Consider the following 18864-nt stretch of genomic DNA (forward strand, 5'->3'; position numbering starts at 1 on the left):
CGGGCGATCTCCTGCAGATTTCGTGGCTAAAGCTACAGGTGGTGGGCGAGTGAACTCGGCTAAATCACAACCTCGGAACTATTCCAGGTGAGTGAAAAAATGCGTGAGCCATTCCCGGACTAGAGTTGTTCGCAGCCTCATATTTTGGCGTAATTTTCACACTTGATAGTTAATCGGTGCAGATTCCTAATTTCTCAATCTTAATTTTTATCTTTAAATTACCCAAAAAGGCTGAGAACGAATAGTTTTGAGTTTTGAGTTGAGTTCAGAATTAACGAATTAACATTTTATGAACTCATTAATCACTCAAGAGTCAATAGTATAAGCCTAAAATAATTGCCAATTGTGAGTTTTGATCAATTAATGTCTTAATTAAGAAGCCAACAACTTTTTAAGTGATTAATAACTCACAAATTAACAGTAGAAGCCAAAAACAATGGGGACTCTTGAGTTCTTTATTAAAAACTCAAGAATCCAAAAGCCGAACTACTTTCATCCCCTACTCTGATGGACTCTAACACAGATTTCCGGCGATCGAGCCTCGCCTCTACAGTTTTTTTTCAAGAGTTAGGAGCAGAATTAGTATTTACCCAAGACGCCTCTGGTCGATATCTATCTTTTTACTGGCAAAAAGCCGAGCAGTACAACCTCACAGCAGAACAACTTGTCGATCGCCCCCTCAGCGAAACCCTGCAACCCATCGCCCCAGCGCCTTATCTCGATATCCTGCGGCGGGCGCTCGAAACCCTCGTACCGCAACGGTTCAGCTATCCATTTTGCCACGCCGGACAATATTTTCTCTTCGATTTGACACTCACTCCGGCGATCGACTCAAACGGCAAAGCTACAAAAGTCTTAGTTATGGGAAGGCTGCTGTCTGACAAACCCACAGACAGACGGCCCGACTCCCCAGAATTCATGCTCTATCGAGCTTTGCCATCCCCCTTGGACGCCCGCCAACAAATGTCGCTTCCAGCGAGCCGTATCCCCGGTCGATCGCTCCCTCCGTACTCGGAAATCGATCGTAAAGTCATCTCCCAAATCGCTCAAAACCTGCACAAGACCCTCGATTTAGCCACCATTTGGCAGCAAACTGTTAACAGCTTGGGTCAAGTTTTAAACGCGAGTCGCTGCATCATCTGTTCCTACAAAAAAGACAGCGAAAATCTCGAAACCTCCCCCTTCCTTGCCTCCGAAAATCAGCAAAAATCGACCGCAGCAGCAGCCGAATTACAACAGTCAATAGCTAGCTACCCTTCGCCCCCGCTTTCCCCAACTCAAATCGAAAATCTCCAATCGAAAACTTTTAAAGTAGTAGCTGAATACCGCCAAGAAGCTTACTCTTCTATGCTGGGATTAGAATTGCGCGCAGCCGAACAGCCAGGGTGGATTCAAACTTTAGCCACCTTAAAACCAGTAGCAGTCGATTACGCCTCCCCCGCCACCGATCCCTTCCACCGCCATTCCGTACTCGTAGCAGCTACCTCCTATGAAGACCAACCCAATGCACTGATATGTTTGCACCGCTGTGGCAGTTCCCCGAAATGGAGTCCAGTCGAACTCGAATTCGCCCGCGAGTTAGTCGCTCAAGTCGGCAGTGCGATCGCCCACGCTACACTTTACCAAGAATTAGAACAGGCCCGCGCCGAAGCCGTGGCTCTTTCCCAACTTAAAAGTCAATTTCTTGCTAATACTTCTCACGAACTCCGCACCCCCCTCAACGGCATCCTCGGCTTTCTAAAACTGCTTATGGACGGCATGGCAGATGACCCCGAAGAAGCGCACCAATTTATCGAAGAAGCTTACCGCTCAGCAGTACATTTGTTCAATGTGATTAACGATATTTTGGATGTCGCTAAAATCGAAGCTGGCAAAATGGAGTTAGACCTCGCTCCCGTCAAACTCGGTGAACTGTTGCAACAAGTTGAGAATTTTACACGGGTTCAAGTCGAGCAAAAGCGATTGCAATTTCAAATCCAAAAACCCCCTGTGGAGGACGAGATTATTGTGTACGGCAACTACCAACGCCTGCTTCAGGTAATCTTGAACCTCACGGGCAATGCGATTAAATTTACCGGGGAAGGAGGAATTCGCATCAGTGCCGAGGTTATTAAGAAAAAGGTGACTGTTCACAACCAGCAGTTCCCCGGAATGGTGAAAATCCGAGTTGCTGATACTGGCATTGGGGTTTCTCTCGACAAGCAGGATAAATTATTTGAGTCGTTTTTTCAGGTAGACGGGGCTCGTACCAGGCAATACGGCGGCACCGGTTTGGGATTGGCTATTTCTCAAAAACTGGTAGAAGCAATGGGGGGTACAGTAAATTTTTACAGTATGGGGGAAGGACTCGGAGCTACTGTTACTTTTACTGTGCCGCTTTATCAAGAACCACTATTTAAAAATTAATCATTCCTTATTCAGCAAGCCCTACATAGAGGATTGCATTTATCACGGCATATATCGATACTGTGCGAGGACACCGGGCGCAAGCTTCTGGAAACAGGTCTGCTATTAGTTCCCACTGTTCCCACGTCAAGTTGTTAGGATATGCTGCACGTCATTTGCTCACAAAGTGCTGTTATCTACAAATCTCAGCTTAAGCTTTGTGAGCTTTCTTACAATAGCCCCCCACTTTTAAAATATCCTCTAACTTATTCAGCAAGCCCTATCTATGTTCTGACCCGGTTGTTACCGTCAGATCCCACACCCCCTCACCAACAAATGTCGGGCCGAACATCCAGCCCGGCCCGCATTCTCCAAAAGCCCCAAAACGATTCACTTCAACCAGGCAGGATGAGCCATCAAAGCTGCAAAAGGCTGCACTCCCCGCAACTGATTCGACAGCGGCAAATGACCCCTCGGCGCGCTCAAATCCCAAATAAACTCTTGCGGATACCGCGTCCAATTATTCCCTTTCTTCCAGCCAATTAGCGGCCACAACTTATCCCAATTCTTCCCCGAACCGAGCCAAATTTCCCGCTGCACCGAAAAGCCAAATTTGCCTTCGGAATGAACTTTCCACAGCGTATTAATTGTTTGCAAATCCGCCACGGGCAAACTCTCAACTTGCGTAAAATACAGCCACTTTCTCACGGAAGCTGTATCACCCGCCAATTCACAAAGCTTGTCTAAAGTCAAGCGATCGGCTTCTTGAAATTCCTGTAACGCCAATAATTGTTGCAGCGGAGTGTAATCAATGTTAGAGTCCGATCGCAGCGGCACAACCCCAGTCGGAAAATTCGCTTGCAAAAACTCCGTCGCTCTCGGAGAATTAGCACTGTAAAGAATTTGGTAAGCCTTACCCATTACCGCAGTCGGTGCCTCTGACTTGCGCTCTAATAAAAATTCCATCAATACATCCCAACCGGAATCTGCTATTTGTTGTTGCAGCAGTTGCAGTTGAGCTTTTTCCGAACCAGACCTCAACTGAGAGCGGAGTTCGGCTGTATCGGCCGCCGAGTCTAGAGGAGAAGTAGAAATCGAGTCAGTCATGAGAAACTATCAGCTATCAGCTATCAGCTATCAGCTATTAGCTGAAGCCCTGGTTTTCCCCCATTGTACAATGGTACTGACTCGGATTCACTTCTCTGTACTCGGATGCCTGCGCGCCACGCTGCCTAGTTTAGCCGATCGATCGCCCGTACACTTTTCGCCAATGGCAGCAATTGCAAATAAGTCTACCATCTGAACTTTACAATCGATGCCATGTCAAAGAGTTTTTCTTGAACCTAGTCGTCCACGATCGAAACCCATGCAGAGAACGAAGGCGGAAAAAAGTTTATATCATATTCCGAGTCTTCCCACTCTTTGACCCACAGCGGGACGGCGCCGGGGCGAGGAGTTTCAGAAAAGGTGCGTTCTTTGACTTCGATCGAGTGAAATAGCTGTTTTAAAGTATCTCCCCGATCCAAAGCTTCGCTAAGGATGTCGTCCAACTCAGGATCGACCCGTTTGACACGGTTTTTGTCCTCCTCCAGCCACAGAAGTTTCAAAGACTTCAGATCTCTCGGACTGAGGATGCTCTTGTAGTAAACGCGCTTAAGGGTCGCTACAGGCTCCAATGAGCGTTCGATCCGGCGAATTTGCTGAACTCGCAGGTAGTGCCATTCCGCTAAACGCTTGCTTTCCGAAGGCGGGAGGGTGCCCTTGCCCGCTGCGTGTTTGTAGTCGTATTTAATCAAACTGCAAGCCATATTGGCTAGCAGATGAATTAACTGTTTTTCTTTGGGTGTTGCCTGACGCCGTTCCTGGGTTCTTGTCAATACGCGCTGTCTGCGGGTAGTTTCGAGAGTATTTTCCATTGGGTTTTTACGAGATGAAATACGATTGTGCCAGATCCAAATCCCGAACATCAGAAGGTAAGGAAGTTGATAGGCGGGGAAACTCCACCGACAGACTCGCCTTACCTATTTATTTTCCCATCCACCGTTCTCTGAAACTGATCCCCACCCCTGGGATTAGGTAGACTGATCTTGGGATCGAGTTTTAACCGCCTCGATCAGAGGCGGTTGGGACAACAAGCACCACAACTACAACCACAACCGCATCAGAGCGAACCACACAATAGCGCCAATTATTTCCTGCCTTTACGCGTTTTTACCTCTTCTTGCTCCCCATCCTCATTCGTTCCAGTGTAGTTAAAGTCGGGACGACTCTCCCAAGCCGTCAAACGGCTGGCTGATGAATGTTGTGGGGCGATCGCTAAAGCGCTGGTGCTGCCTGCCTGGAAAAAGCCGAAGCCAGCCGAGGCAATTACCCCTAATACTAAGATGCTGTTTTTCATGTTCGATGACCCTGATTTCCGTAGATTGACACTTTTTGGCTAACCCGATCTGTCAGAAATGGGTTGATGCAATAGCCCACTTGTCTTCTGATAAATCTGCCTGCCATAATCAATTCAGACAGGCACACCCGCTTGTGATCGGAACCGCCGGAAGTGACGTGTTACTAATGTCCACGATCATCCATCAACCCGAATTTTTTGGGTAGTGGAGCGAAAGCCATCAGGGCGTCGATCCATCAGGGAGTTATGCCATCAGGGTGCTAATCCATCGGGTAGTTAAGCCATCAGGGCGCATCTTCTACAATTAGCCACCGACTTAACTTTTATAGTTGAGCGAGTGGTTAGCCTGGTACTGACAAAGCCTTTAAGAATTAAACTTTTTGTGGATGCATCCTGAAAAGTTTGTTCTGAGGAATCCCCAAACGCGAAAGCCCGGGGAAAGTCAGCAGCATGGAATTCCATGCAATCTAAGTCAACTAAAAAAACGCAGATTAACGATATCTCCCACTCAAGCAGTCCTCAGCCAAACGCTGGGGTTTTTTATTGGCAGCCATTGCTCAGTCTTTTCCTCCGGCATCCGGCAGGCGGAGCTAAAGGCAGAAGGTTGACGGCGCTGTGGTTAGGAGTTTCCCTGCCCACATCATACCACCGGGTGAATTTTAAAGTATTATTGTAAAAAAAAGTGAAAAAAACGGCGTTTGAGCGTTCTCAATCCGATCGACTGAAAATTTATCTAATTATGTGAACGAGTGTAAAAAATCAAGTGGCGCGCTACGATTGGGCAGATCGTAAGATTTGCGGTGAACGCTTGCAAAGATACGGTAAAGATTGACGAGAAGAAAGCTGAGCTAGTAGACAATAGAGAAAGAGGAAGAAAAATTTTCCACCATAGTAAGGCAAATTCAAAAAAAACCATGCAAATGCAACAGGCAAACTCCAAACCCTGATTGAATAAGTCATTCCCCAATCTAAAATCTAAAATCTAAAATGCTATAAGCGGGCCATAATTGCAATTTGTAACCTTTCGATCGCACAGCATAGGGGTGTAAAATCTTGATGAATTCCCAGATTACAGCAGAAGTCAACTCAACGTACCAATATCAAGTCGGAGGATATTTGCCTGCCGCTGCGCCCACCTATGTCAGGCGATCGGCAGACAGCGAGCTCTACGAAGGACTCAAAGCCGGAGACTTCTGCTACGTGTTGAGTTCGCCACAAATGGGAAAGTCCAGCCTGCTAGTGCAAACGGCCAAAAGGTTGCAAGCCGAAGGTACAGTTTTTGCCGCCATCAACTTGAGAAGCATCAGCAGCCCAGATATCTCCCCCCAAAAGTGGTATGGCGGCATCATGTACCGCATGGCCAGCAGTTTACACATCACAAACAGGTTTGATGCCATCAAGTGGTGGAACGATCGCGAACTGCTATCGCCGGTGCAGCGATTGGAGATATTTATCGAAAAAGTTTTGCTCAAGTCACTTCAGCAAAATCTGGTAATTTTCATCGATGACATTGACAGCATCAGCAGCCTAAATTTCAGTACCAGCGATTTTTTTGCTTTGATCCGGGCTTGTTACTCCAAGCGGGCAGAGCAACCGGAATACGATCGCCTGACTTTTGCTGTTATGGGAGTAGCAGCCCCCTCAGAATTGATCCGAGATCCCAGATGTAACCCTTTTAATATTGGACGGCAGATTCATTTAAGTCGATTCCAACTGCACGAAAGTTTGCCGCTAGCAAAAGGATTAGCCCTGAAAGCTTTTCGCCCCCAAAAAGTGCTCCAAGAAATATTAGCTTGGACGGGCGGTCAACCGTTTCTAACTCAAAAACTTTGCCACTTGGTACTTGAATACGGGCCTTTTATTGGCAGAAATTCCGAAGCTAAGCAAGTTGAAAAACTGGTCAAACACAGAATTATTAAAAATTGGGAAGAAGAAGACGAACCCCAACATTTGACAGCAATACGCGATCGCATTTTCCATAGCCACTGCGACCTCACGCGGCTGTTAACGCTGTACCAGCAAGCTTTGCAACCGCCCCAGGCAACAAAATCCGGGGAATCGCAGGGAGTACCAGCAGATTACTCTCCCGAAAAAATCGAATTGCAACTGTCAGGACTGGTTGTTAAATCTCACGGTAAATTAATAGTTTCCAACCTAATTTATCAGTCAGTTTTTAATCGATTCTGGGTAGAAAAAGAGCTGGGAAAATTGGCCCCTTACCGCTCCGCGCTAGCAGCATGGCTAGCTTCAGACCGCGAAGATGAATCGCTGTTATTGACAGGGGAAAGTTTGCAGTCAGCTTTGGATTGGGCGGCTAACAAACAATTAAGCCAAGAACACTATTGGTTCTTGAATCCCGATCGAACTTTTGAGGAAAAACCGAAAGTGGTTGTCGCACAAGTTGCAGACAGCAGCGTAGACACAGATGCAGACAGCCGCATCCTCACCCCGCCCTCAGATAGTGTTCCAACAGGCAGCAACGAACAGAGATTGTACGATCACATCGTCTCCTGCGTGGAAACAGAATCCCCCGCACAGGTGATCGAGCGGTTCCGAAAGCTATTTATCGACGGCATGGGCTATCCCGATCGAGAGATTGAAGCAACTTTGTACAGTATAGTCTCCGTCAAGCGATTGGATCAGCACTTTAAATATATCCTCCACCGCTGCTGCTACATCCCGATCAACCGCTGGCAATTGCAATCACACAACCAGTTCGCGATCGCCAAGTTGGTAGCTTTATTTAAGCAGAGTTCTCCCAGATTCGGGACGGAATTTTACATAGTCAAGCGCTTGCAAGAACAAATAGCTTTCTTTACTAAAAGTGAAGAATTCCAGACCCTAGAGCGCTTAGTAAAAGCCTTAGATAGAGAGGCGGAACCGCAGACACAAGATACAGATTATCCTTTGGGCGAATTGATATGTCGGTATCCTTATTTGTACGGGTATTCTCTGCTGAGCAAGGGCAGCATTGAGGAAGACCAACAAACCATTCAAAAACTGGCATTTCAAAGACAGCGACAATTTGAAACACATTTGTCTCAATATTTAAATTATATGGTTGAGCCGAGAAATACAGAAATAGGAATTGTGCAGCGAGCGGCTAATCCCACACTTTTGAATGATGCAGAACTGCACTTAGCGGTCAGGGAATTTGCGGGAAAAGTAGCAGGCGATCGCAGCTACAAAGAAGCGGCTCAATTTTTCCTGAGAGATTCCCGAAAAACTCCATCTTACGCCTCATTTAAAGTGGATTTATATGAATATTTAATATCGTCCGTAGAACCAGAGTACGGCGGGCGTCAATTTAATGACCGTTTGTACAAGCAAATCAAAAATACATTGCGAGAAAATGACTCGGTGAAATTCAATAATTCATTGTTAGTTCGGACTTGCCACCAGTTGTTCAACTTCTTAGTAGTTGAAAATTCCCAACATCTCAGCCACTACGTTTTTTACGACTTGGTGTACAACCTCGGCGCCAGCCGGACAATGGGTTTACTGCTCAAACTCGTTCTACTTTCGGGCAAAGTTAAACCAGAGTTGGAAAACCGATTTTCTATTTTGTTTAATCACTATGAAGGTAAAGCTTCTAATGAAATTATGTGGTTTGTCAAATCCTTGGAAAATTTTAATGTGGCTTTGGTTGTTAATTTTGGTAAGACGGATTTGTCTTTGGTTAAACAGCAGCTTATTTTGGCTTGAGAATAACAAAATCGCTCGGACAGGGTTATATAATAGTATTAATTAAAAAAAATCCAGGACAAAGAAATGAAAGCCTTTGAAGTCACAGGAACGATCGACGAAAAAGGTCAATTAATTCTCGATCGACCTTTAACACTAGACACTCCGGGCCCCGTGCGAATTATCGTCCTTCTTCCCGAACCTAAAGATGAAGCTGAAGAAGACCCCGACGATACTCCAGTTGAAGAAGTAAAAGCTAGTCTCAGAAGAGCATTGCAGGAAGCTAAAACCGGACAGCGAATACCTCTTTCTCAAATGTGGGAGGGCATCGATGTCGAATGAATCCGAGCTCGTTCAAATCGATTTAACGCCTGAGTATAAGCGAAATTTGCGTGAATTATCCAAAAAATATCGCCAAATCCGGCTAGATACTCAGCCAGTAATTGAACAAATACAGGCTGGCAATTTTATTGGCGATCGCATTCCCGGAATGGGCGAAGATTATATCATCTTAAAAGTCCGGGTGAAAAACAGCAACATCCAAAAAGGAAAAAGTGCAGGGTATCCCATGATTTATCAAGTCGAATCGCCCGTCAGCGTACTGTTGTTAACCATTTACTCAAAATCAGATCGAACAGATATTAGTCTCAACGAAATCCGCAACATCATCGCCGAGTTTGATGAAAACGAATAGCGGTGTATTATTATTAATTTTATGATTAGCTATCTCAAAGGCACAGTCGCCGATATCGCCAAAGGCAGCAACCGCGTCATATTGACTCTCGAAGTCAATCAAATTGGCTATGAAATCCAAATTTTGCCCCGCGTGACCGGTCAATTGCCAGCATCCGGCGAAGTCGCCCAAATTTTTACCCACCAGCAAGTTAAGGAAGACCAAATCGTATTGTACGGTTTTGGCAGCGCTGCAGAACGCGATTTGTTTCGGCAGTTGACGAGTGTCAGCGGTGTGGGTGCTCAACTGGCGATCGCACTTCTCGATACTTTAGGATTGCAAGATTTAGTCCAGGCGATCGTCGGCGGTAACACCCGCATCCTCGCCAAAACACCGGGCGTCGGTACAAAAACTGCAGAACGTCTCGCCCTGGAACTCAAAAGCAAACTCTCGGAATGGAGACAGCAAGCAGGTTTGACAACTTCAGTCGCCGCCGGAGTCCCCCCAGCTATTCAAGAAGAAGTCGAGATGATCCTGCTGGCGATGGGATACACTGCGGCTGAAGTCTTGCAAGCGCTGCAAACCCTCAGTCAAGACAGCACTTTGTCCACCAAAGGTGATGCGGATGATTGGATACGTGAGGCGATCGCCTATTTGAGCCGATAATCCCCTACCCGATCGAGAAACCGGGAATAAAAACCAAAATTCAGCCCGGGCAACAAACCCATCTTTGGCAAAAATTTTATCGTTGTTATGCTTCCCCTGTGATAACATAGGAGATTGTGACAATCGTACAAAAAAAACTAAAATCAATTCATGGCTCTTACACAACAGCGCAAACAAGAAATCATGGGCGACTTCCAAACCCATGAAACCGATACCGGTTCAGCAGATGTGCAAGTCGCAATGCTGACCGATCGCATCACCAAACTCAGCGCCCACCTGAAAATCAACCAAAAAGACTTCGCCTCCCGGCGCGGTTTGATGATGATGATCAGCCGCCGCAAGCGCCTGCTGGCATACATCCAAAAGCAAAATGTCGAGCGCTACAAAGCATTGATTGCCCGTCTAGGCATTCGCGGCTAAACACCAAAGCCAAAATTTGCGACAATATTCTTTAATCTTGGACAAACACCAAGACTTATTGAAAAATGTTCGAGATTTCAGGTTAGAGATAAAATATGTCCTCCGAACCACCCCGCAAGCGCTTGCCCTTTGAACCGGCAACAAATCGTAAAAAAACGCCTAAAAAGCCCCCAGAACCCCAAGCAAGCGTAGCCTTAGAGTCGGATTCTGCCGACAAGCAGCCGAAAGCTAACAAAACCGGAAAACAGGCGCAATCCATCCCAGAAGTAGTCAGCCAACGCATGATATCTCGCATAGCGGTATTCTGCGGCATACCGACCATCCTGGGAATTTGCACATTTTTTGTCAGCTATTTGGTAGTCAGCAAGGGCTTGTTTGATCTGCCCAACACAGCAGTATTGCTGGTAAGCATGGGCTGTTTTGGTCTAGGCGTTCTGGGATTAAGCTACGGAGTCCTCTCGGCTTCCTGGGATGAAGAAGTTTCAGGAAGCACTCTGGGGTGGGAAGAATTTAATACCAATTTTGGACGGATGCGAGAAGCGTGGCGCGCCGCCAAGCCAAAAAGTTAGTCATTAGTCATTAGTTATTAGTTATTAGTCATTAGCTAAAAACTAAGCTGTTAACCATCTAGAATTTGTTTTTGGGGAGGGAACAAGAACCCGCCCCACAACAATGCTAATAATACTGATATAAATAGATTCTCGATCGCCATTGCATCTATTTTTCTCAGTGCATCAGAGTCATCATCCGTTTCTAGCCCAACTAAAAAGGCAAAAAAAATATGATTATTGTAATGAAAGCCGGCACTCCAGAAGCCGAGATCGATCGACTAGACGAAGAGCTCCGCACTAACTGGGGTTTGATACCAGAAAAAATCGTCGGCCGTTACAAAGTTGTCATGGGTTTGGTAGGCGACACCGCCGAGCTCGAACCTCTGCAACTGCGCGAAATGAGCACCTGGATTGAAGAAGTGCTGCGGGTTGAAAAACCCTACAAACGCGCTTCTATCGAGTACCGCCAAGGAGAAGCCAGCACAGTAGAAGTTGCTACTCCTTTAGGAACTGTGATGATTGGTCTGCACCACCCGATCGCGATCGTAGCAGGCCCTTGCTCGGTCGAAAACGAAGAAATGATTGTCGAAACGGCAATGCGCGTCAAAGCTGCTGGAGCTCATTTTCTCCGTGGTGGCGCGTACAAACCGAGAACTTCCCCCTACGCTTTCCAAGGCCACGGCGAGAGTGCTTTGGGATTGCTAGCTGCGGCGCGGGAAGCTAGCGGTTTGGGAATTATCACTGAAGTTATGGATGCGGCGGACTTAAGTGCGATCGTGGAAGTAGCCGACGTGATCCAAGTGGGGGCGAGAAATATGCAGAATTTCTCACTGTTGAAGAAAGTCGGAGCTCAAGACAAACCAATTTTGCTGAAGCGCGGCATCTCCGCCACCATTGAAGAATGGTTGATGGCTGCTGAGTATATCATGGCTTCTGGCAATCCGAACGTGATTTTGTGCGAGCGCGGAATTCGCGGGTATGACAGGCAATATACACGCAATACCCTAGATTTGTCGGCAGTACCAGTATTGCGGACTCTGACTCACTTACCGATTATGGTTGACCCGAGTCACGGCACCGGTTGGGCGCAGTTTGTACCGTCAATGGCGTTTGCTTCGATCGCCTCTGGTACAGATTCGCTGATGATTGAAGTGCACCCGAATCCGAAAAAAGCTTTGTCTGACGGGCCGCAATCTTTAACACCGGATCAGTTCGACAAGTTGATGGAAGAATTGGCGGTGATTGGTAAAGTCATGGGACGTTGGCCGCAGCCCGTGCCTGTTTTGGCATAAAAACAGGCGAAACGCCTAAGCTAAAATGCGATCGCACTTAAATCCCCGATTTCTTAAAGAAGTCGGGGATTTTGTTATTCTGTTTTTGGAATAGAGTCCGAGGGGCGATCGTATTTCTAGGAATGTGGGGAAATTTTGTATAATTGATATTTGAATTAATTAGCGAGAGGGCTGGGAGCCATGGTAGGCATCGGAACCAAACTCACTTTAGCAGAATTTCTAGCTTTGCCCGACGGAGATATATATTGTGAGTTTGTAGATGGTGAAGCAGTTCCTAAAGTGTCTCCAAAATTTTTTCATTCCAGTTTACAGGGAGCTTTGTGTGACCTGATTCGTGTATGGTGTAAAGGACGCGGGCGAGTGCTTCCAGAATGGGCAATTTTGTTAAAACGTCAGGATAAAGATTGGGCACCTGTTCCCGATTTAACGTACATTTCTTATGAACGTCTGCCGAAAAGTTGGCGGCGAAATGAAGCTTGTCCCGCAATTCCTGAACTGGTGATTGAGATTATATCGCCGGATCAAACAATGAAGGAATTTGAAGAGAAGGCGAAAGATTATTTGGCGGCGGGCGTTCCGCGAGTTTGGGTGATTGATCCAGAGGCTATTTTAATTAGAAGTTTTTTGACCGATGGTTCTAGTCAAGTTTATACGGATAATACACCGATTGTGGATGAGTTGCTGCCTGGTTTGGAGTTAACGACTAGACAGATTTTTGAAGAAGCGGAATTGATTGATTGAGGGCGATCGCTCTTTTGTTTGCAACAAAAAAGTCGCCTTCCCTAAGCAGGAAACGCGACTAATTTTATCGATGGCGACTTTTGCTGATAGCGGTTTCCTGAAACCACTAATATTTTTATATGAGTAAAACAGAGTTTTTTCACACCAGCTTAAAGAATTCGTGCAACTCCAGAAGTGCGCGAATTTTTAGGCGTGATTTTTCAGCTTGTTCGATGCTGCGGAATGGTTCAGAGAGTAATTTTTGAAGTTGTGCTATTACTGCATCAGCCAATGTCAATTGTTTGTAGTCCTGCATTTTTTTAATCCATAGTGGAGGTGAGAATTGGGAAGAAGTCGATATCGCCTAACTTGCTTCCCATCTCTATATTCCTTGAACAGCAAAGGCTTGACGGCTCAATTTCAACGCACCTCTGGCGCAGTATCCAAAAGTGAGCCAAAATTGAGCCGCGCCACAAATTGGCAGATGTTATAAGTGAAATATGGTTACTGAAGGGTAAAAAATCAGCATGGCAGCTAGTCTAAGAGCATCTGTATCTGGGTTGGAAATAGTCGATCGGGCAAGGCGAAAGAAAGGCTTGAACAAACAAGCTTCTCGCTTGTGCGGAGATGCCCAAACTTCACTATCAACTTTAAAGCGGTTTTGGGAGGGGAAGGCTATTGGGCAGGAGGTTTTTGTGAATATTTGCAAGGCTGTAGAATTGGAGAACTGGGAAGATATTGTTGATAATAGTCCCTTGTCTCAGACAGATTCGAGAGCCGAGTTTTTTGCTTGTGACGATGCTTGGGTTGGTCGAAAAGACTTGATTAGTCAACTCGCCCAGAAGGTTCAGGGATCGTGTCGCCTGTTAATTCTTCTTGGCATCGCGGGAATTGGTAAAACGGCTTTAGCTGAAAGATTGGCGGTGGAGTTGCAAGACGACGGTCGTAAGTTTCATCAGGAGAATTTTGAAAACCAGCAGCAAGCTTCTGATTTTGCTAGTGTGGCGATTCGATGGTTGGAAAAGTGGGGAGAACGCATTACGCCAGATGACCGCAAAGATACACAGCGGTTGCTGAATCGATTAGTCAAGCGATTGCGAGAAAATCGGTATTTGGTGGTGATAGATTCTCTGGAACTGATTTTAAAAGGAAATGAAGAAACAGGCTGGAATGGTTTTCAGGATGAGTTGTGGGCAAAATTTTTTGAAAGTTTTTTGGCACTAGAATCTTGCCAAAGTCGTATCATCGTAACATCGCAGGATTTGCCAGAGCAAATTCCGGCTCGTTATAAAAATTTTTGGTATCGCCAAGACTTGAGGGGACTAACACCATCAGAACAGTTAGCCTTGTTCGATAAAACTGGACTAGAGGTTGATATAGATTCACCAAACAAACCTTATTTAGAACGAATCGGCGCTGCTTATGAAGGGCATCCATTGGCTTTGCGGGTGATTGCTGGGGAAATTGGCAGTCAGCCTTTTTATGGCAACGTGGCGGGTTATTGGAATAAATACGGGCAGGAAATTGAAGAAGTGGAGAAGGCAATTGAGGAAGCTAAGACCAAAGGAATAACGGCATCAGCAGATGACGACTGGCGACTGGATCGATATACTCGCGAACTGCGAAAAAATGTGCGATTTCGGCTGGAAAAGACGTTTGAGAGATTGAAAAAAGATATTTTGAATGCCTATCGATTGCTTTGCGAAGCTTCTGTGTATCGCTGTAGAGTACCGGAGGAGTTTTGGCTAAGTCATTTGGAAGATTGGGATTGCGATGAGGAGAAGCAAGAGTTAGCGTTGGATGCGTTGCGCGATCGCTTTTTGGTAGAAGAAGAATTAATTGACGATGAGATACACTTGCGGCAGCACAATTTAATTCGCAGCGTAGCATTAGAGCATTTGAAAAATTTGACAGTGAGGTAGTGGACAATATGAAGAGTGCTTTTGCTGAATTTGATTTTAAAAGTCCAAATGGTTTTGATGTTGACATCACGCCACCGGGAGAGTGGATGCTGGCTAATCTAGGAATCGATCTAGCAGCACCCGAGTTTAGGGAACTGCCCCCTTGTAAACGCGCTCAGTACAGAGCGGTTAAAAATTGGCTGACAAGGTATAAACTGAAGCCGGATGCTTCCAATCTTGAGAAAGTTCGGGGATACTTGGAAGCATTTCACCATCTCTGCGAAGTGGAAGACTGGGAAAGAGCTTGGGAAACCCTTTTGATTCGCCTCAATACTCCTATTAAAGAACAATTACACAATCAATTTGGTATTTGGGGGTACTATCGCGAACAAATTGAAATTTATGGCCGAATGTTAGGTAAATTAAAGCCGACAGAAAACACTATTTTATTCAATTTTTTGGCTAATGCTTATCAAGCATTAGGAGACTATGAAACAGCGACTAAATACTACCAACAAAGTTTGAATAGTGTAATGGAATTCCCAAACCGTAAGCTAGAAGCGACGGTTTTGGGAAATATTGCAAATACTTATTTATCTCAGAGAAAGTTTTCCAAAGCCATAAAGTGCTATCAACAAAGTTTAGCAATTAGCCAAGAAATAGCAGACAGATATGTGGAAGGCTCGACGCTAGCAAATTTAGGTGATTTTTACCGTATTCAGGGCAATTATATTAAAGCAACAGAGTATTTAAAGCAAAGTTTACTTATTGCACAAGAAATTTCAAACCGCCAGCTTGAGGGAGCAGTATTGGGAAAGTTAGGCGTAGTTTACCGCTGTTGCGAAGAGTATACTAAAGCTATGGAATACCAGCAGTATAGCTTAAATATTATGCAAGAGATTCAATACTCTAAAGGTGTAGAAGCATCTCTAATGAATGTGGGCGCAATTTACCGTCGCCTCAAAGATTATACTAACGCAGTTGAGTGTCACAGGCAGCACTTAGCAATAGCGCAGGAGATTCAAGATCCATTGGGTAAGAGACAGGCGCTAGCAGATTTGGGAAGAATTTATTATCTCCAAGAATACTACTCTCAAGCTATTGACTATTACCAGCAAAGTTTAACCATTGCACGAGAACTAAAAAGTGACATTGTAGGAGAGTTTTTTGGCATTTTTGGTTTAGGATTAGGTTACGCAGGCTCAAAAGATTATGTCAAAGCAATTGATTGCTATCAGCAAGCTTTACTCCTTGCCCCACAGATGGGAAACCAGCAAGAAATAGCTGTTTTATTGGGTATTGCAGAAGCTTATAATTTCCTAAAAAGCTATTCTCAATCTATCGAATATTATCAGCTAATATTAATATTCTTAAGTAGGCTTAGTAACCGTGAAGCAGAAATGTTTACTCTGGTTAATTTGGGCAGTGTTTATTCGCAGCAAAAAGATTACTCAAAAGCAAAAGATTGTTACGAGCAGATTGTATTACTGGCACAACAAACTGGCACTCGTCACATGGAAATGGTAGCATTGGCTCGTTTAGGATCTACCAATGCTAAACTAGGATGCAAACCACAAGCTGTTGAATTATACGAGCAGACATTACCAATTGCTAAAGAACTTGGGGAATATGGACGAGAGATAGCAATACTGATTAGTTTGGTTCTTTTGTATTTAGAACAGCAAAGATATTCCAAGTTATTTAAATCTTTAATTCGACTTGCATTTAAACATTGGTTGGTTATACCAATATTTATTGGATTATTATTGGTTTTAGCCTTAATAGGAATATTTTCTGTTATTCTATCAGTGATAATTTGGGGATTGGCTGCACTTTTCCTCAGCGTAATTGTTACATTTATCTTGTGGGAAGTTTTCAAAACTCTTAAGAAGAGTCAGGATAAAGGTGCATGATACTCAACTTTTCAGTACACCAACTGACCTAATTGGTAATTTGCTTTGATTATCCATCAATTACTATCGAGAACTCAAAGACATTCATTAAGTTGCTTCATATCCCCTTGCGGCTGCACTTGCTTGTGCAAACTAATTTTATCGCCCACTTCATACCCCGAATTAAAACCCGCCGCGCTGCTGACTTGAGAATCTGTTCTCGTTCTAATTTTAACCCCTCGGCCCTCTAGATAATCCGCGATCGCCTGTTGATTTTTCTCAAACATCGATCGCACTACAATCCCTGGAGTCGCCGCTACATCCCCCGAACCCGGAATCCCCGACTCTTCCATCTCCTGTTTTTGTTCCAACAATCTTTGTCTCAACCTCGTCGCGCATCCAACCCGAAAAGCATTCAGATACGCCAATCCCCTCCCGTTTCCTTTGCGGTATTTAGCCCTTTTTTCAATCGCAGAACTCAAATACTCGTACAGGTGTTTGCAAACAATCAGGTTAGTAGAACTTCCCACCAAAAACATACTGCCATTATAAGTATTTCGCATGGCAGTGCAACCGTTAGCATCGGCAATTCCCGAAAGCAGCATCATTTTCCAAGTTACAAATTTCGATGTTGTTTCAACAGAGTTTTCGTCAATCTCTTCTTGGTGATTTGGCCCTAAATCCGCGAGGCTGAGATTGTACTGTGCCAGTAAAAGGGAAGCTTTTTCGGCTGCAGCAGTCGATTCGTTTTCATTGGATGAGGTGGCGAGGGCTAACAGCTTTTTGATTCTTTCGACAATACTTGTGTCTGCCATTTTTCAATCGATTTTATGGTGAGAGTATGCGGTGGCAAGGAGTTGGGTAAATTCCTATTTTAGTATAGCTGGGAATGTGCGATATTTTTGAGGAGGATTTTTTTGAACCGCAGAGGGCGCAGAGGGCGCAGAGAGAGAAAGAAAGAAAGAAAGAAAGAAAGAGGTTCGCAACTTGGGCGCGGATTGGTTACTATTCGAGGACTTCTAGGACTGATTTGGGCAGCAATTTATCTTTAAACCAGACTACTTTGGCCGGCACATCATTTACATTCACCCCCGCTTTTTCTAAATTCAGGCGTTCGGAAATAGCTAAAATCAAGTTATCGCATTCAGACTTCTGTACTTGTGCAAATTTCTTTTGCAAATACTCCGGCCGCCAATAACCAACTATTTCTAATAAAAATACTCGCCCGTCGGGATGCACTAACCGAAAGTCGGGAATCATCACACTACCTGGAATCGGAATTAAATCAACTTCTCGCTCTAGTTGCCACTCGGTTTTTGTGGAATTCCATCTTTCAGCAAATGCTGCTTCTAACATACTATCATAAGGCTTGCCAGGGGGATAGTGGCTGACTAAACCGCAGTCGGAATTTAGGGTGAATTTACCTGTTTTCAAAACGCCACTAAAAGGATCTTTTGTGTGCAGTGTCGAGTGCATACTCCATTTGGTGACGTGCAGCAGTGCGGGCAGCATTTTCGCCAGGGCTAAGCCGTAGCGGGTGCTGGGTTTGAATAAGCTTGTAGGGCCGTCTATTGTCAGTGTAAAACCGTGGTCTGCATCGCCTTCAATGTAAGTCATTAATTGAAATAGTTTCAGATAGCGAAATAAGAGTTTGTATTCTCCTGGATCGTTGCGGTGGGCGGTTAATTGAACTTGACTTGCTCGGTAAAATATGCCTTGAACTTGAGAAAGATTGTATTTGTGAAGCAAATTTTCGGGTGTTGGTGCATTAAACTCAGTGAGGATTTTATTTTCGTTTAAATCGGCGTATAAACCTGTAGTGATTTCGTGAGGCAAAACTTCTCTGTTTAACTCTTGGCTGAGTTCACTTGCTACTTTTTCCAGGGTTAATTGGGTGGATTGAGGGCTGGGAGTCGATCGCGCGGACAAGGCAAAAACCCGCTGTCTCAACTCTGAGGGTTCTAGGGGACTGATGACTTCCAACGTGCAGAAACCGCCTTTCAGCAGGTGCGCTAATCCCCGTTTCAGCCGATAATCGGGGCTGTCACCTTCTAATTCTAGCAAGCGTCCGTCGAGTTCGCCTTGGGTTTTGCCGATCGACTCTTGAAAGCAGCCGATCATTTCCTTAGCTGCTTCTAAGTTTTTAGCATCTATCTTGAGGCGGAGAGGGATGATTGATTCCCCGTTTTGGCGGTGACTTAATAAATCAGTGGGTAGCATTTGTTAATAGTTTTTTATTTTTAACGAACCGCGAAGGCGCGAAGAACGCGAAGGGAAGAGAG

Annotated in this window: 18 protein-coding genes; 12 read left to right on the top strand and 6 right to left on the bottom strand. The window is 45.1% G+C overall.

The window, feature by feature from the left end; all coding sequences use genetic code 11:
- Positions 1 to 507 precede the first annotated feature (507 nt).
- Positions 508 to 2406, top strand: a complete 1899-nt coding sequence (locus tag QUA07_RS08295; RefSeq protein WP_333324032.1) for an ATP-binding protein — start codon at positions 508 to 510, stop codon at positions 2404 to 2406.
- 369 nt (positions 2407 to 2775) lie between these two features.
- On the opposite strand, the gene QUA07_RS08300 is transcribed toward QUA07_RS08295, so the two are convergent.
- Complete coding sequence (locus tag QUA07_RS08300) at positions 2776 to 3492, bottom strand: GUN4 N-terminal ARM-like repeat domain-containing protein (protein WP_333324034.1); 717 nt, start codon at positions 3490 to 3492, stop codon at positions 2776 to 2778.
- Between QUA07_RS08300 and QUA07_RS08305 the strand changes: the two genes are divergently transcribed.
- The gene (locus QUA07_RS08305) at positions 3491 to 3688 is read left to right on the top strand and encodes a hypothetical protein (protein ID WP_333083152.1); all 198 of its coding nucleotides are present in this window, start codon (positions 3491 to 3493) and stop codon (positions 3686 to 3688) included. The two genes, QUA07_RS08300 and QUA07_RS08305, sit on opposite strands and share 2 nt — an antisense overlap.
- A gap of 40 nt (positions 3689 to 3728) precedes the next feature.
- Here QUA07_RS08305 and QUA07_RS08310 read toward each other — a convergent pair whose 3' ends face one another.
- Both QUA07_RS08310 and QUA07_RS08315 read right to left on the bottom strand, forming a co-directional pair.
- Positions 3729 to 4301, bottom strand: a complete 573-nt coding sequence (locus QUA07_RS08310; protein ID WP_333175374.1) for a hypothetical protein — start codon at positions 4299 to 4301, stop codon at positions 3729 to 3731.
- Between the two features lie 272 nt (positions 4302 to 4573).
- The gene (locus QUA07_RS08315) at positions 4574 to 4783 is read right to left on the bottom strand and encodes a hypothetical protein (protein WP_333324037.1); all 210 of its coding nucleotides are present in this window, start codon (positions 4781 to 4783) and stop codon (positions 4574 to 4576) included.
- A gap of 1056 nt (positions 4784 to 5839) precedes the next feature.
- On the opposite strand from QUA07_RS08315, the gene QUA07_RS08320 reads away from it, so the two are divergent.
- From QUA07_RS08320 to QUA07_RS08355, 8 genes are all read left to right on the top strand, one after another.
- Entirely contained in the window at positions 5840 to 8488 is a 2649-nt protein-coding gene (locus QUA07_RS08320) for an AAA-like domain-containing protein (RefSeq protein WP_333324208.1), read from the top strand.
- 66 nt (positions 8489 to 8554) lie between these two features.
- Entirely contained in the window at positions 8555 to 8809 is a 255-nt protein-coding gene (locus QUA07_RS08325; protein ID WP_333324039.1) for a type II toxin-antitoxin system RelN family antitoxin, read from the top strand.
- Complete coding sequence (locus QUA07_RS08330; protein ID WP_333324041.1) at positions 8799 to 9161, top strand: type II toxin-antitoxin system RelE/ParE family toxin; 363 nt, start codon at positions 8799 to 8801, stop codon at positions 9159 to 9161. The genes QUA07_RS08325 and QUA07_RS08330 overlap by 11 nt, the downstream gene beginning before the upstream one ends.
- Before the next feature lie 21 nt (positions 9162 to 9182).
- On the top strand, positions 9183 to 9806 hold the full coding sequence (ruvA, locus tag QUA07_RS08335; RefSeq protein ID WP_333263885.1) for a Holliday junction branch migration protein RuvA: 624 nt from the start codon (positions 9183 to 9185) through the stop codon (positions 9804 to 9806).
- 150 nt (positions 9807 to 9956) lie between these two features.
- Entirely contained in the window at positions 9957 to 10226 is a 270-nt protein-coding gene (gene rpsO / locus QUA07_RS08340; protein ID WP_333324044.1) for a 30S ribosomal protein S15, read from the top strand.
- Positions 10227 to 10321: 95 nt separating this feature from the next.
- A complete protein-coding gene (locus QUA07_RS08345; protein WP_333324046.1) occupies positions 10322 to 10795 on the top strand; it encodes a PAM68 family protein in 474 nt (157 codons plus the stop codon).
- 212 nt (positions 10796 to 11007) lie between these two features.
- The gene (aroF, locus tag QUA07_RS08350; RefSeq protein ID WP_333324048.1) at positions 11008 to 12069 is read left to right on the top strand and encodes a 3-deoxy-7-phosphoheptulonate synthase; all 1062 of its coding nucleotides are present in this window, start codon (positions 11008 to 11010) and stop codon (positions 12067 to 12069) included.
- A 180-nt stretch (positions 12070 to 12249) separates the two neighbouring features.
- On the top strand, positions 12250 to 12810 hold the full coding sequence (locus QUA07_RS08355) for a Uma2 family endonuclease (protein ID WP_333324050.1): 561 nt from the start codon (positions 12250 to 12252) through the stop codon (positions 12808 to 12810).
- Positions 12811 to 12949: 139 nt separating this feature from the next.
- Here QUA07_RS08355 and QUA07_RS08360 read toward each other — a convergent pair whose 3' ends face one another.
- Positions 12950 to 13105: a hypothetical protein gene (locus tag QUA07_RS08360; protein WP_333324052.1), complete on the bottom strand. Its 156-nt coding sequence runs from the start codon at positions 13103 to 13105 to the stop codon at positions 12950 to 12952.
- 211 nt (positions 13106 to 13316) lie between these two features.
- Here QUA07_RS08360 and QUA07_RS08365 point away from each other — a divergent pair, with 211 nt between their 5' ends.
- On the top strand, positions 13317 to 14711 hold the full coding sequence (locus tag QUA07_RS08365; protein ID WP_333324054.1) for an ATP-binding protein: 1395 nt from the start codon (positions 13317 to 13319) through the stop codon (positions 14709 to 14711).
- Between the two features lie 8 nt (positions 14712 to 14719).
- On the top strand, positions 14720 to 16603 hold the full coding sequence (locus QUA07_RS08370; protein ID WP_333324056.1) for a tetratricopeptide repeat protein: 1884 nt from the start codon (positions 14720 to 14722) through the stop codon (positions 16601 to 16603).
- 74 nt (positions 16604 to 16677) lie between these two features.
- Here QUA07_RS08370 and QUA07_RS08375 read toward each other — a convergent pair whose 3' ends face one another.
- Positions 16678 to 17397, bottom strand: a complete 720-nt coding sequence (locus QUA07_RS08375) for a DUF2786 domain-containing protein (protein WP_333324058.1) — start codon at positions 17395 to 17397, stop codon at positions 16678 to 16680.
- 190 nt (positions 17398 to 17587) lie between these two features.
- Complete coding sequence (locus tag QUA07_RS08380) at positions 17588 to 18802, bottom strand: DUF790 family protein (RefSeq protein WP_333324059.1); 1215 nt, start codon at positions 18800 to 18802, stop codon at positions 17588 to 17590.
- Positions 18803 to 18864: the final 62 nt, after the last annotated feature.

The sequence above is a fragment of the Microcoleus sp. T3_A4 genome (assembly GCF_036700465.1).
Classification (GTDB): domain Bacteria; phylum Cyanobacteriota; class Cyanobacteriia; order Cyanobacteriales; family Microcoleaceae; genus Microcoleus.